1 protein-coding gene is annotated in these 14,832 nt (G+C 66.3%); it reads right to left on the bottom strand.

Annotated elements, in window-relative coordinates:
• Positions 1-8 precede the first annotated feature (8 nt).
• A complete protein-coding gene (locus tag ABGM93_RS08760; RefSeq protein ID WP_321505380.1) occupies positions 9-14,639 on the bottom strand; it encodes an SDR family NAD(P)-dependent oxidoreductase in 14,631 nt (4,876 codons plus the stop codon).
• Between the last annotated feature and the right edge of the window lie 193 nt (positions 14,640-14,832).

A 14,832-nucleotide genomic window follows, 5' to 3' on the forward strand; every position in this document is an offset into this window, starting at 1 on the left:
GCTCCCATTCATGACGACAGATCCTCCTCGAAACTGATTTCACGGCTTGCCCCCGGCGCATTCACACGCACCCCCTCAAGGCGCAGGGCCTCCGGGCCGTCGGACGCGAAGACAGACACAGTGCCCGTTGCAGAAACGGTTACAAGGGCGCCATCCGTCACGGGGGCGAAGGCGGTGATCGCCTCCATGGACAGCGGGAAGGCCAGCGCGTTGCGGCTTCCCGCATCGGCCACGCACCCCGCCTCGCGGAAGGTGAGCAACCGCCAGACGGCATCGAGCACGAAGGGATCGAAGAGCATCGCCGCATGGGTGTCGCCCCTCGGCAGCGCGAGCCGCGCAGTGAGCGTATCGCCCTCGCGGGCAAGTTCCGTGACACGCGCCATTTCAGGCGTCGGCGGGCCGGAATGGATGGCGCAGGCCTCAAGGAAGGCGCGGAAGATTTCGGTGATATCGGTGCCGGGGAGCCTTTCGCCGATTTCGAACGATCTGGCCTGCTCCGGCGCGCGCATGGTTGCAACGCCTGCGCCCAGATGACAGGGGCGCCCGTCCTCGCCATCGGCCTCCACGCGGTAGAGCAGGCCTTCAGCATCAGACAGCACCGTCACCGTCAGATCGCGCGGCCTGCCATTGATGGAAACCGGATGCCCCCAGAGCAACTGGCTGAGTGCGGAAACCGGTTGGCCTGACAGCCGCTCAAGGGTGCTCCTGGCAAGTTCCGGCAGGAACAGGCCGGCAAGCAGCCGCGTCTCGCCATTCACATGGGTGGTCAGGAAAGGTTCATCGCCATGGATGCGCAGCGTCATGCGCCCGATTTCGCCTTCGGTGGGAAGCGCGCCCATGAAAGGCGTGGCAGGGGATGCGGGGGCGCTGCCCTGTTTCGGCTTCGCTTTCGGCGCGACCCAGTAGCGGGTGCGCGCGAAGGGGTAGCCGGGGACATGAAGGCGGGAGACACCACTCTTCGGCCAGTCGATCTCCAGCCCCTTTGTCCATAGCTCGGCCACCTTGTCGCGTTGCGGCTTCTCTGTTGAGGAAAGCCATTTGGCGACCAGAGCCCTTGCGTCCGCATCGTTTCTGTAAAGCGCGACGGCGGCCTCCTCGCCTGAGGAAAGATGCACACCTTCGACCGTCTGACCGGCTGCTGCAGCGGCAAGTTTGCGCAGGAGATCGGCGCGGTCTGAGAAGGCGAAGGCCAGACGCTCGGTGAAAACCGCCCTGCCTCGTTGCAGGGTCGCGGCAAGAGCGGAAAGATCAAGCGACGCATCGGCGGCAACGAAACGTTCCATCTGCGTGGCCATCTCCCTCAGGCAGTCCCGGTTTCGCGCCGACAGCACGAGGATTGGTGGCACGGCGGCAGCCGCGCCCCGTCCCGGACGCAAGGCCGCCTGATATTCCTCCAGCACAAGATGGGCGTTTGTTCCGGAGAACCCGAACGAGCTGACGCCCGCCCGGCGCGGGGGCCCGTTTTCGGGGGCGGCCCAGTCCTCCAGCGTGCGGGCCACCTTGAAGGGGGTGCGCGCGAAGGGGATGTGGCTGTTGAGGGTCTCCACGTTGATGGAGGGCGGCACTTGCCGGTTTTCAAGCGCCAGCATGGCCTTCAGCGCCCCCGCGACACCGGCCGCGGCAAGCAGATGGCCGATATTGCTTTTCACCGAGGTGAGCGCGCATTTGCCACCCGCCGGGACGCCCTCAAAGGCATCGCTCAGGCCTTCCACCTCGATGGGATCGCCGAGCGCGGTGCCGGTGCCGTGGCATTCGACCATGCCGATGCTCGCCGGATCGATGTCGAAACGCGCGTGAATGCCCTTGATGAGCTCGGTCTGCGCCTTGGGGTTCGGCGCGGTGATGCCGTTGGTGCGGCCATCCTGATTGATGCCCCAACCGCGAATGACGGCCCGCACAGGATCGCCGTCGCGCTCCGCATCCGACAGGCGTTTCAGCATGACGACGCCGACGCCCTCGCCCGGCACGAAGCCGTTGGCGCGCTCATCGAAGGTGAAACAACGCCCCTGGGCAGACAACATGGAGACCTTGGAGGTATCGATGAACATGTCCGGGCCGATCAGCATGCAGGTTCCACCCGCCATTGCCGTGTCGCAGGTCCGGTTCGCAAGCGCCTCGCAGGCCTCCGCAATACCAACAAGCGAGCTTGAGCAGGCCGTATCGATCGACAGGCAGGGGCCGCGCAGGTCGAGCAGATAGGAAATGCGCGCGGCCAGGATCGCGCCGGAACTGCCCAGCATGCTGTAGGTGTTGTGGTCCTCGATCAGATGCTCGTAACCGCTCGGGCCAGAGGAGACATAGACGCCGCATTTCGTGCCTGCCAGATCGGCGGGCCGGATCGCGGCATCCTCGATGGCATGCCAGGCGGTTTCCAGGAAGAGCCGCTGCTGGGGGTCCATGAATTCCGCTTCAAGCGGCGTGATGTTGAAGAAACGCGCGTCAAAGGCGTCCGCATCGTCCAGCGCGCCCATCCATTTGCAGTAGCTCTTGCCCGGCGCCTGCGGGTCCGGATCGTAGAAACGGTCGATCTCCCAGCGCGACGTGGGCACTTCCTCGATGCAATCGCGCGCAGAGGCGATATTGCGCCAGAACTCGCCCAGATCCGCCGCCTTCGGGAATTTGCCGGACGCACCGATAATGGCCACGGGTTCCGGACCATTGGCGGCCACGGCGGGGCTGGCGACAGGCGATGCGCTCGTTGTGGCGGGCGGGGGCTGGGATGGGGGCAGGGACGGCGACGGGGACGGCATCGGGGGTGCGACAGTCGACGCGGCGGGCTGCGCAACTTCGCCAACCGGCTTCGCCGCAGGTTCTTCGCGCGCGGGCACAAGTCCCACAATATGTTCCACCAACGCGCCGACCGTGGGATGGGCATAGACGGCGGTCGCCGGAAGGTCGATGGCGAAGCGCTTGTTGAGGTGGCGGATCCATGTCACCGCCAGAATGGAATCGAGCCCGAGATCGAGAAAGCCGTCGTCTGAGCGGATATCCTCGACATCGATGGCCAGATCTTCGGCCAAAAGGGCGATGATCTCGCCTTTCAGGCTTTCATCGGGTGCCCTCGGCGCGCTCCCCGGGGGCGCTGCGGGAACGGGCGCGGAGGCGACGATGGCGTCAACCGGCACCGCGGCCGGAGCGCTTGCGGGCACCGGTTTCAGCGGCTTGGCAGGCGCGTTCTCCGCGACCCGTTCGGCCACATGGGCGGTCAGGGCTGCAACCGTCGGATGGGCATAGACGGTGGTGGCAGGCAGATCGATCCCGAAGCGGGTGTTGAGATGGCGGATCCATGTCACCGCAAGGATGGAGTCGAGACCGAGATCGAGGAACGCATCCTCGGCGCGAATATCGCCCGGCTCGATCATCAGGTCTTCGGCGAGCGCGGCCACCAGCTCGGCCTGCAGGGCCGTGCGGTCGATATCGGGCGCGGTTTCGGGTTCCATCACGGGCTCCGGGTCCTCCACTTCGCCGAACTTTTCCATGATCCGGGCGCGCACGCTTTCGTTTCCGCGGAAGGTTTCCTCGTGCATGGCGAGTTCGCGCTCCATCACGGCGGCCAGCCGTTGCCTGAGAAGGGCGGTGGCCTGATCCTTCTTCGCGATGAGATCCTCGCGCGACAGGCGGGCGAGCTTGTGCGCGGTGGCAAGCGCGGTGCGCAGAACCTCGCGCGCCGGGCGAACATGAATGCGCGAGGAGCGTTCCCCCAGTTCGCGGCCCTGATACTGGCGCGCGGTGAACAGCACCTCGCGGCCGAGATTGTCACCGAGCCGATAGGGGATCAGCAGCGATGCCCCGCCGCCCGGCGTGAAGCCGTACCAGAGGTAGTTCGAATGATAGACCGCCTCTGAGGCGAAGATCGCGTGATCGCAATACATGCCGAGCGACCAGCCCCCGCCAATGCCATGGCCCTGCATGGCGGCGATGACCGGCAGCGGGCAATCGAGCGGCACGGCATAGATGCGGCGTTCGGTGAACTTTCCAGCCCCTGACTGGATGCCCGCGAGCCCGTCGCGGGTGCCGCCGCAGGAGAAATAGGTGTCGTGGCCAGTGAGCACGACGACCTTGGCTTCCGCCATGCCCGATATCTTGGCAAAAGCCGCCTCCAGCCCGTCCATGAAGGCATCGGTGAACATGTTGCGGCCCGCCCGCTCGTTCATCCTGATCTCCACGACGCCGTCGTCATGGAGCGCCAGATCGATGACGGTGCTGTCGAGTGGCACGGGACGCGGTGTGCCCTGATCCTCCGCGATCTCGCGGGCTGGCGGATCGATGAAGGAATGGGGCTCGGGCAGATCGTCCAGCAACAGCGGCAATTCGCGGTGCATGTGGCGCTTGAGAAGTGTCAGCGCGCGGCGTGGGCCATTCGCGATCTCGCGGGCGAGCGCCATGGCAGCCACCTCTTCCTGGCCGCTCGGCACACGGGTGATCTCGGCCTCGGCCGTAAGCCTTTCCAGCAACAGATGCGTCGCAAGCTTGCCGCGCGGCGTCGGCAGATGGCCGAAATGGACCGTCTCGTCCGCGATCAGGAAATCCGCCAGCAGCGCCACCGCACCCGCCTGCCCGGTCGGCTGGCCCCGCACCTGCGCGATGACCGGGACAGGGCAATTCAAGGCGCAATCGGGCGGAAAGCCTGCGACCGGGTTTTCGCCCGCATGCCAGACCGTATCGCCTTGAAGGATGACCACGCGCACCGTCTCATCCGCCCCCGCCGCCTCAAGCTCGCGAAGGAGGCCGTTCGCAACGGACGCGCCCCATGCGCCGGTAAGGGAGAGAATGCGCACACCGTCTTCATCGGCACGACGCACGACGTCGCCGACGGCGGTGTCGGCGCGCGCGCGCAGGGCAGACAAGGTCACCCTGGCGGAAGGCCGCAACGGCGCAGACGAGACAGACGCGGCAACCGAGCTGGGCGTGGCAAGCCGCAAGGGGACACCGCGCAGGCGCGCAAAGGCGTCGGGCGCAGATGACGGCGCGGGCGCCTGTGACGCCGTCGCGACAGGCTGCACACGCGGGGCCTCTTGTGTTTTCACCCAGTAGCTTTTGCCCGCAAGCGGATAGCTCGGCAGCGGCACGCGGCGGCGCGGTCTGGCGAAAAGGGCCTTCGCCTCCAGCGCGCCGCCATCCAGGAAATGCCGGGCAAAGGCCGCAAGGTCCCCTGCCCGCTGCGGGCCATCGGCCGCAGCCGGACGACTATCGCAGGGCGGCGCGGGATCGGCGTCATGTGCCGCCTGCCCTGTATCAACGCCACAGTCATGCGTTCCCGCAAGCCATGCCCTCAGTTTCAAGATGAGCGCGCCCAGATCCTCCGCCACACAGGCCAGACGATGCGGGAACGCGTGGCGGCCCGCGATGAGCGTGAAGGCGACATCTTCCGGCAACAGACCCCGGTGCGCCTCCAGATGGTCGGCGAGGCGCGAAGCCTGGGCCTTCAACTGATCGGGCGTGCGCGCGGAAAGGACGAAGAGCTGGCTCTTCGCAGGCTCGTGGATCGGCGTGACCTCGGGGGCTTCCTCGATGACGGCATGCGCATTGGTGCCGCCGAAGCCGAAGGAACTGATCGCGGCGCGGCGTTTTCCGCCCGCGCCAACGGGCCAGGGTTCCGCGCGCGTGTTCACCCGGAACGGCCCCTTGTCGAAATCGATGGCCGGGTTGCCGGTGCCGAAATGCAGGCTCGGCGGGATCGTTTTTTCGCGCAGGCTCAACAGCACCTTTGCCAGCCCCGCAAAGCCCGCCGCCGTGGTGGCGTGGCCGATATTCGATTTCACGGAACCGAGCAGGATTTCGTGTTCCCCGCCATCGGCAAAAGCGCGTGTGAGGGCCGTGTGTTCGATGGGATCCCCCAGAACCGTGCCGGTGCCATGCGCTTCCACATAGCCGATGGTGGCCGGATCGATGCCGTAATCTCGATGGACCTGCCGGATCAGACTTTCCTGCGAGGCCGCGCTCGGCGCGGTGATGCCGTTGGTGGTGCCGTCCTGATTGATGCCCGAGCCGATCACCACGGCTAGGATGTTGTCGCCGTCTTCCAGCGCATCGGCCAGCGGGCGCAGAAGCACCGCGCCCACCGCCTCGCCCGGCACCATGCCATCCGCCCCCGCCCCGAAGGCGGCGCAGCGGCCCGTGGGCGAGAGCATGTTCGCCTCATTGGCATAGAGGTAGAAACGCGGCGAGGACTGCACGAAGACACCACCGGCCAACGCCATGTCGCACTCACCGGCCCGCAGGCTCTGACAGGCCATATGGAGCGCCACGAGCGAGCTTGAGCAGGCGGTATCGATGGCGACAGCCGGGCCCTTGAGATCGAGCAGATAGGAGATGCGGGACGGGATCAGCGAGGTTGTGTTGCCCCAGAAGGCCTGGCCCGGCGGCTGCTCGGTGAAAAGCTCCTGATAGTCGCCATGAGCGCTGCCCACGAAGACGCCGCAGCGCCGCCCCACCATATCGGCCCCGCCGTGGCCCGCATGTTCCAGCGTCTTCCATGCCTCTTCCAGGAAGAGCCGCTGCTGAGGGTCCATATAGGTGGCTTCAACCCCGGAAATGCCGAAGAAGACGGGGTCGAAGCGGTCTACCCCATCGATGAAGCTGCCGTGACGGCCATAGGTGCCCGGCTCCACGTCCTTGTAGAAGGGCGTGAGATCGAAGCGGCTGACCGGTTCGATCAGATCGTCGCCCGCTTCCAGATGCGTCCAGAGTTCATCCAGCGTTTCGGACTTCGCAAAACGCCCGCTTGCGCCGACAATCGCGATGGGGGCGTGGGCGGTATCCGGCCTTGCCAGGGGCGTTTCAAGCGGTTGCGTGATCGCTTGAGACGGCTTGACGGCAGCCGGTGTCGCGGCGGACACGGGCGCAGCCTGTGTGGCCAATTCGGGATGCTGGGTCAGAAGATGCGCTTCCAACCGCGCGACAGTGGCGAAGTCGAAGAGCGTCGTCTGGTCGAGATCGATACCGAGCGATTTGCGCAAGAGATGGACGAATTCCGCCCCGAGGATGGAATCGAGCCCGTAATCGGCAAAGCTGTGATCGGGCGCAATACGCTCCGGGGCCATATTCAGTGTTTCGCCGAGCTTTTCGAGAATGCGCTCGCGAAGACCAACGCGCGATGCTTGCGGCGGAGATTGCGGCGCAACTTGCGCGGCCCCCTGCCCGCTCGCGCGGGCGACGACGATCTGCTGGCCAAGCGCCTGTTCGCGCGCTGAAGAGCCTGCCACCCATTCAAAGCCGTTCGCCTCCAGCGCCTTGCGCCAGCTTTCCGCCGTCAGAGAAGGTGTACCGGGGATGCGGCGCTCGGGATCGGTGAAGCGCCACCAGCCTTCCAGCAGGCCGAAGGTGACATGGGTGAAGACCGTGGGCCTGGCTGTTTCGTTCAGGAGCAGCAGCGCATCGCCTGACATGGTCTCGCGCACATGGGCAAGCGTTTCATGGATATCGGCGCTTGCGTGGAGCACATTCGCGGCGATGACCAGGTCGTATCCACCCGGCTCGACATCCTGCTCGGCGAGCGGCCTTTCGATATCGAAGAGCGCGGTTTTCAGGCCCGGTACGCGGGCCGAGTAATGCCGATCTGCATGGATCAGGAAGGCACGGGAGACATCCGTGTAGAGATAGTCGCCGATCCGGCTTGCAAAGGGTGCGAGCGCCTCGAAAACCGGCTCGCTGGTGCCGCCGGTGCCCGCCCCGATTTCCAGAATGCGGAGTTTGCGGCTCTGGCCGGACCACTCAGAGACGAAACGCGCGGCCGCCGCCGCCAGTGTGCGGCTGAAGCGGGCGGCAACGCGGTTTTCCTTGTAGACAGCTTCCACGAGGCTCTGGCGGCCTTCGGGGAAGAGGATGTCGGTTGCCCGCCGGGTGCCTGTCAGGATAGCGGGGAGATCGCGCAAGGCGGCTTCGGCGAGCGCCATCTGCGCCGGGGCAAGCCCCTCCCGCTTCAACGTCTCCCAGCGCGTCCATGCCTGATCGAGCGCAAGGACCGGGTTATCGGAACCGCTCTCAAGAAGCGCGTTTGCGGCGTCCCACCAGGGGCCGAAATCCGGGATGATTGTTGCCGCATCGAGATCGTGAAGAATGGCGCGGAGGACTTCGGCGATGGCTGCTTCCAGCCGGTCCTGTTCCGCCTCAAGCGCCGCATCGCCGGACGCCGCTTCCACGCATTGCGCAAGGGCTTCCCTCTCATCGCGGGCGCTGTCGGGCGTGATCCAGTAGCGGGTCTTCTCGAAGGGATAGGTCGGCAGCGAGACGATGCACGCAGGCGCATCGCGACGCAAGGCGGACCAGTCGATTGCAACGCCTTCGGCCCACAGGTCCATCAGGCTCTGAAGGTCGCCCGTCTCCCATGCGCGGGCGGCGACATCGCGCAGGATCGCCTCGCCTGCAATACCCAAGAGCCCGTTGCGGTTGCCATCGGCGCGGCCCATGGCGAGCGGCACGTCCGCCGCGCGACCGGCAAGCCACGCCTCCAGCGCCCCGGCCAGTTCGGACGTGGTTTGCGCGATGAGTGCAAGCCGGGCCTCCATCGCCTCGCGCCCCACCTGAAGCGTGTAGGCGATATCGGCCAAGGCGGACACATCGCCCGGCCCCGCCATATTGCCGCCCGTCCCGCCGATGAAGGCCGCCAACCCGGCAACCGAACCCGCAAGTTCCAGATCCGAAGGGTTCGCAGACACGCCGAACGTCGCCTCGCACCACTGGCGCAGCGGCGGAATATGGGACGCATCGAGGCCAAGGGTTTCGAAGCTGTCGTCGGCATCGATGTCGACGGGCGCGACGTTCAGAAGATCGGCGATCCAGGCGGTCAGGGAGGCTGCGATCTCCGCCGCATCGGGCGTCTCCGGCTCCGGCTTCAGCGCCTTGCGCAAGAAGGCCAGTAACCGTCTCGCGTGGTCCTTCAGGCGATCCTCGTTGCGCGCGGAAAGAAGGATCAGTTGCGGGCCATCCTCGGACGTCCTAGTGCCATCCGGTTCGCACCATTCCTCCACGATCACGTGGGCATTCGCGCCGCCTGCCCCGAAGGAGGAGACGCCCGCGCGGCGCGGGCCTTGCCCGATCCAAGACGCCGTCTCCCGCTGCAGGGTGAACGGCGTTTTCGCCAGATCGATATTCGGGTTCACCCGCGCTGCATGGAGGCTTGCAACGCGTGTGCGGTGCTTCATCTGAAGGACGAGTTTCGTCAGCCCCGCAATGCCTGCTGCGGCTTCCAGATGACCGATATTCGACTTGACCGAGCCAAGCGCGCAGAAGCCGGTGGCATCGGTATCCGCCGCGAAAGCCTGGCTCAGGCCATCGATCTCGATGGGGTCGCCAAGCTCGGTGCCGGTGCCGTGAGCCTCGATGGCGGTGATGTCACCGGCACGAAGCCCCGCCCGCTCCAGCGCCGCGCGCACCACGTCTGCTTGCGCGGTGGGGCTCGGCACGGTGAAGCCATTGGTGTGCCCGCCGTGATTGACCGCGCTTGCGCGGATCAGCGCATGGATACGGTCGCCATCGGCCAGGGCGTTTGAGAGCGGCTTCAGGAGCACACAGCCGACGCCCTCGCCCGGCACGAAACCATCTGCCCCTTCACCGAAACTGCGGCAGCGGCCGGAGGGGCTCAGCATGTGGGCGGCGCTCAGTTCGACGTAATTGGCGGGGTGGAGATAGAGATTGACCCCGCCCGCAATCGCCATGGCGCAGCTTCCGCGCCTGAGATGCTCGCAAGCCTCGTGGATCGCGGTGAGCGAGGAGGAACACATGGTATCGACCGGCAGGCTCGGGCCTGCGAGATCGAAGACATGGGAGACCCGGTTGGCGATGGCGGCGAAGGAGGTTGCGGGCCTGACCGTCGTGCCGCTCTCGGTCCGGAAGGGCCCGTGCAGCGCGTAACCGGTCTTGGTGATGCCCGCAAAGACGCCGACGCGCGCGCCTTCATGTTCGCTGCCCGCCACCTCTTTCAGCCGGGCGCGGGTGTAGCCCGCATCTTCCAGCACCTGCCAGGCGCTTGTCAGGAAGAGGCGCTCCTGCGGGTCCATGGCGGCCGCATCGCGCGGCGAGAGCTTGAAGAAGAGCGGGTCGAAGTCGGCGAAACCGTCCAGGAACGCCCCCCAGCGCGAATAGCTCTTGCCCTCAGCCGCCGCCTTGTCCGGGTCGGTCTCGAAAAAGCCATCCACTTTCCAGCGATCCGCCGGGATTTCGCGCACGGCATCGTGGCCGGTGACGAGGTTCTGCCAGAAGGCATCGAGGTCTGGCGCATCCGGGTAGGTGCCGCTCATGCCGATGATGGCGATGGGATCATCGGGCGAGACGGCTGGTGCGGAAAGGACAGCGGGCGCAGAGATCCGGGCCGCAGAGGACGGTGTTTGCAAGACACCGCACCATGCGGCGCAAGCGGCGGGCTGGGCCTCGATCAGATAGTCGGCGACGGCTGCCAATGTGCGGTGGCGGAAGAACAGCGTTTTCGGCAGATCCTCGAAAATATCACCAAGCTCGTTGTTGAGCCGGGTGATCATCAGGGAGTCGATGCCGTAATCCTCAAGCGAAGCGTCGGGCGCGATGGATGAGGCGGAAAGGCCGCTGACGCGGGCGAAAAGCGCGGCCAGCCGGGCGCGGGTCTCAGCCGCGAAATCGGCGGAAACGGGCTGACCTTGAGGCGCGGGCCTTGCTGGTTTTGAGGCAGCACCTGCAAAAAAGGCGCGGATGCGGATGGCGTCGCCTGCAAGGACGGCGCATTGCGATGCGGGCGCGCCAAGGCAGCGGTCCAGGGCCGCAAGCCCGGCGGAGGTCTCAAGCGGTTCCTGTCCCATCCGGCGGCGGAGCGCGACTTGCGTCGCCTCATCGACACGCATGCCGCCCTCGCGCCAGAGCGGCCAGTTGATCGCGGTGACTTTACCGCCGGAGTTGCGCGCCAGCGCATCGAGGAAGCCGTTGGCGGCGGCGTAATCGGCCTGACCAGCATTGCCAAAAGGACCTGCGAGCGAAGAGAACAGAACGAAGGCATCGAGATCATGCCCGGCCACTGCATCGCGGAGCGCCAGTGCGCCCCCGACCTTGGGGGCGAGAACGGTTTCGATGTCGGCGTCCTGCTTCGTGGCGATAAAGCCGTCACGCAAGGTTCCCGCGCAGTGGAAGACGCCGTTCAGGCCGCCATGGACCTCGACGGTGTGGCGAACCAGAGCCGCGACGGCGGCGGCATCGCGCAGATCCACCTGCCGATAGGCCGCGACCGCGCCGTCCTTGCGCAACGCCTCAAGGAACGCCGTGCGTTCCGCATCAAGCGGTTTTGCGCCCGCCAGAACCAGCACCGCGTCCGGAACGGTGCGCGCGATATGGCGGGCAAGAAGCCGCCCCAGACCGCCCATGCCGCCCGAAATGAGATGGACACCGCCCTGTCGCCAAGGGTGCGTGGACGCGGAAGCCGGACGTTCGGTCCAGACGCGCCGTTCGCGTTTGCCATCGCGGAAGCGGATATGGGTGTCGGCGCCGGTCTCCGCTGCGAGCCAATCGGCCACCTGCGCGGCGCTTGCGCTCTCGGGCACCTCGACAAGCTGGGTGTGGAGGCGCGGGTCTTCTTCGCTCGCCGTTTGCAGCATGCCGGAAAGACCGGCGAAAAGCGCGCCGTCCGGCACGACGAGCTGGATCAGCGCAGGCGCATGGCTCGTGGCAGCCATTTCCGCGCGCAACAAGCCCAGAAGCTGACGGGCGGCATCCTTGTAGCGGGACGCGATCCCCTCGCCTTGCGGCGTCAGTTCGCGGGTCTCGAAACCGGGATCGGCGGCGATGGCCACATTGCAGCCGATGACCATGCGACGGCCCTCGAAGGGCGCGCCCGAAGTTTCCGCCTTTTGCCAATCGGGCGCAAAGAACAGGGTTTCCGACGCAGCTTTCGGGGCCGCGCGCGCGATATTCGGCAGCCAGAAGCGGGTGTCGGCGAAGGGGCGCGGCGCGAGCGGCGACCGGGCCGCGACGCCCTCCTCCTCAAAGCTCTCCAGAACCACATGGGCATTGGAGCCGCCGAAGCCGAAGCTGCTGACGCCAGCCCGCCTCGGATGGTCGCTGTCCTTGCTGACCCACGGCTGGCGCGCCGTCACGATATGGAAGGGGCTGCCTTCAAGCGCGATATGCGGATTGAGCGGTTCACTGTTGAGCGTCGTCGGCAGTTCCCGCGCGCGCATCGCCATGATGACCTTGATCACGCCCGCAAGCCCGGCTGCGGCTTCCAGATGGCCGATATTGGATTTGACCGCGCCAAGGCCAATGGAAAGGTCCGGCGCGCCTTCGGCGCCGGCAAGTTCCTCAAAAGCGAGACGCAAGCCGTTGATCTCGACCGGATCGCCCAGTTCCGTGCCGGTGCCGTGGGCCTCGATATAGCTGATCGATGCCGGATCCATGCCGCGCATGGCGTCCGCGATGAGGCGACCTTGTGCCTTGGCATTGGGGGCGGTCAGCGCGCCGGAGCGCCCGCCATGGTTTTCCGCCCCACCCGCGATCAGCCCGAGGATGCGGTCGCCGTCGCGCTGTGCATCGGCAAACCGCTTCAGGAGCAGCGTTGCCACGCCTTCGCCGCGCGCATAGCCATCGGCCCGCTTGCCGAAGGTGCTGCAATGGCCGGTGGGCGACAGCATGCCCGCTAACGCCGGGCTCTCGAAACCTTCCAGCGCAAGGCACAGGTTCACGCCGCCAACGATGGCGGCAGCGCACTGGCCCGCATTCAACGCATCGCGGGCCCGCAGGAGGGCAACCAGCGAGCTTGAACAGGCGGTGTCGATCGCCTGGCTCGGGCCGGTGAGATTGAACGCATGCGAGATGCGATTGGCCGCCATGGCCAGCGAATTGCCGGTGGCGAGATAGCCATCCGCCGCCAGCCCTTCCGCGCGCCACAGCGAGGCATAATCGAGCGTGGTGATGCCGATGAAGACGCCCGTCTCGCGTGGAAGCTCTTCTGGCCGATACCCGGCATCCTCTAACGTGCGCCATGCGCTTTCCAGAAGGAGGCGGGCTTGCGGGTCCATGCGTTCGGCCTCGACCGGCGAGACCTTGAAGAGCGCAGCATCGAAGCGATCAATATCCTCCAGGAACCCGCCGTGACGGGCGAAGTCCGCCTTGGCGATCCGTTCGGCATAAGCGGGCGAATAGCGATCCAGCGGCAGATCGCTTGTCAGATCGCGGCCCGCAAGCAGGTTTTCGAAGAAGCTCTCGATATCCGGGCTCTGCGGGAAGCGTCCCGCCATACCGATGATGGCGATGCGGGTGTCGTCGAAGGCAGGTTCCACCGTGATCTTCGCAGAGGCTATGGCCGCAGGCCGGACGGCGGGCGCGGCGGCGGGAGCTGGTTGCGGCGTCGCCTCCGGCAGGCGGACGCCGTGGCGCTTGATCAGGTGGTCGGCCAGCGCCTCGATATGCTCGCACTCGAAGAAGACCGCGGGCGACAGATCGATTGCGTAGGCGGCGGAGAGATCGTTGGCGTAACGGGTCAGCGAGATGGAATCGAAGCCGAGATCGTGGAACGCCTCGCGCGCACTGATATTGGCCGCATCGAACTTCAGGATCGAAGCCGCCTTCTCGCGCAAATCCGCCTGAAGGCTCTCAGACGGCGCGGCGCTGGCGGAAGGCTCGGGGCGCGCCGGGGCGCGGATCGAGACGCCCTCCCCCATCGCCACGCCGGACAGCGTGCCGACGCCCCGGCCAGCCCCATCGAGGAAGCGGACGGTCAGCCTGCCCGAAGTGTCCGGCTGACAGAGCACATGGGCAATGTCGGTGCCATTGAACTGCGCATGTTCCATCGTGCGCGGGGAGCCCGCAGCGCTGCTCAAGGCAATCGCCTGATGCGCCGCGCCCAGCGCCGGGGCGGGACAGGCGATGTTCTTCTTGAAAAAATCCTGCTGCGGCGGGTCTTGGCGCAACCCCGCAAGCACACCGCCATCGGGCAGCCGCCAGACTTCCGCGATGGCCTCCAGATAGGGGCCGCAGGCAAGGCGACGCTCTTTCAGCGCCGCATAGACGGCGGCATGGTCCAGAACCTCGACGGCCTCGCGGCGCAAACGCGCCAGATCGACGGTCTCGCCGGGGCCGGGGAGGGCTTCGCGGACACGGGCCTCCCCCCAGCGGATGCGGGTGTCGTCCTTGCGCACGAGATCGATGGAGACCGCAGAGCCCTGCGCATCCACCGCGATTTCCAGAGCGCGGATATTGGGCCAGTCGGGACTGTCTCCAATGCGCAGGTCGGTCAACTCGGGCCGGGTTGCGATGCCGGAAAGCCTTGCGGCTGCGGCACAGATTTCCGGGAGAGCTGTGGGCAGAACGGTCTCGCGGCCAGCCTCCAGATAGACGTAGTCGCGCAGTTCCTTGAGATGGATAGCGGTCTCAAAGCGCAGGCCCGAGGCATCCGACCGGTTGAGGCCGATGAAGGGATGGAGCTTTTCGCGCGATCCCAGCGGATTGATGACCGAGGGCGCATCCGGCTCGGAGGGATACCAGCAGCGGACCTTCTCGAACGGATAGGCGGGCAGCGAGATCCGGCGCACATCGCGGCCCCGATTGAGCATGTCCCAGTCAATCGCGGCCCCGTTTGCCCATGCGGCGGCAATGCTATCCAGATTGCGGGCGGCGCAATCGGCGGCGATCTGATCACGATCACGCGGCGGGTCTACTTCGAGGATGGAGGGCACGTGGATCATGCCCTCAGCCAGCGCGCCTGTTTCCAGATATGTGCGGATCCTTGAAAGCGCATCCGCCTTGCTGTCCGCAAGCAGCGCGAGACGCGCGGTCAGTTCGTTTCGGCCCGCCTGCAGCGTGAAGGCGGCATCGCCAAACCGTGTTTCCGGGTGGGTGTCCAGATGATCGGCAAACCGCTCCAGGACCAGCTTCAGG

This window comes from Breoghania sp. (assembly GCF_963674635.1).
Lineage (GTDB): Bacteria > Pseudomonadota > Alphaproteobacteria > Rhizobiales > Stappiaceae > Breoghania.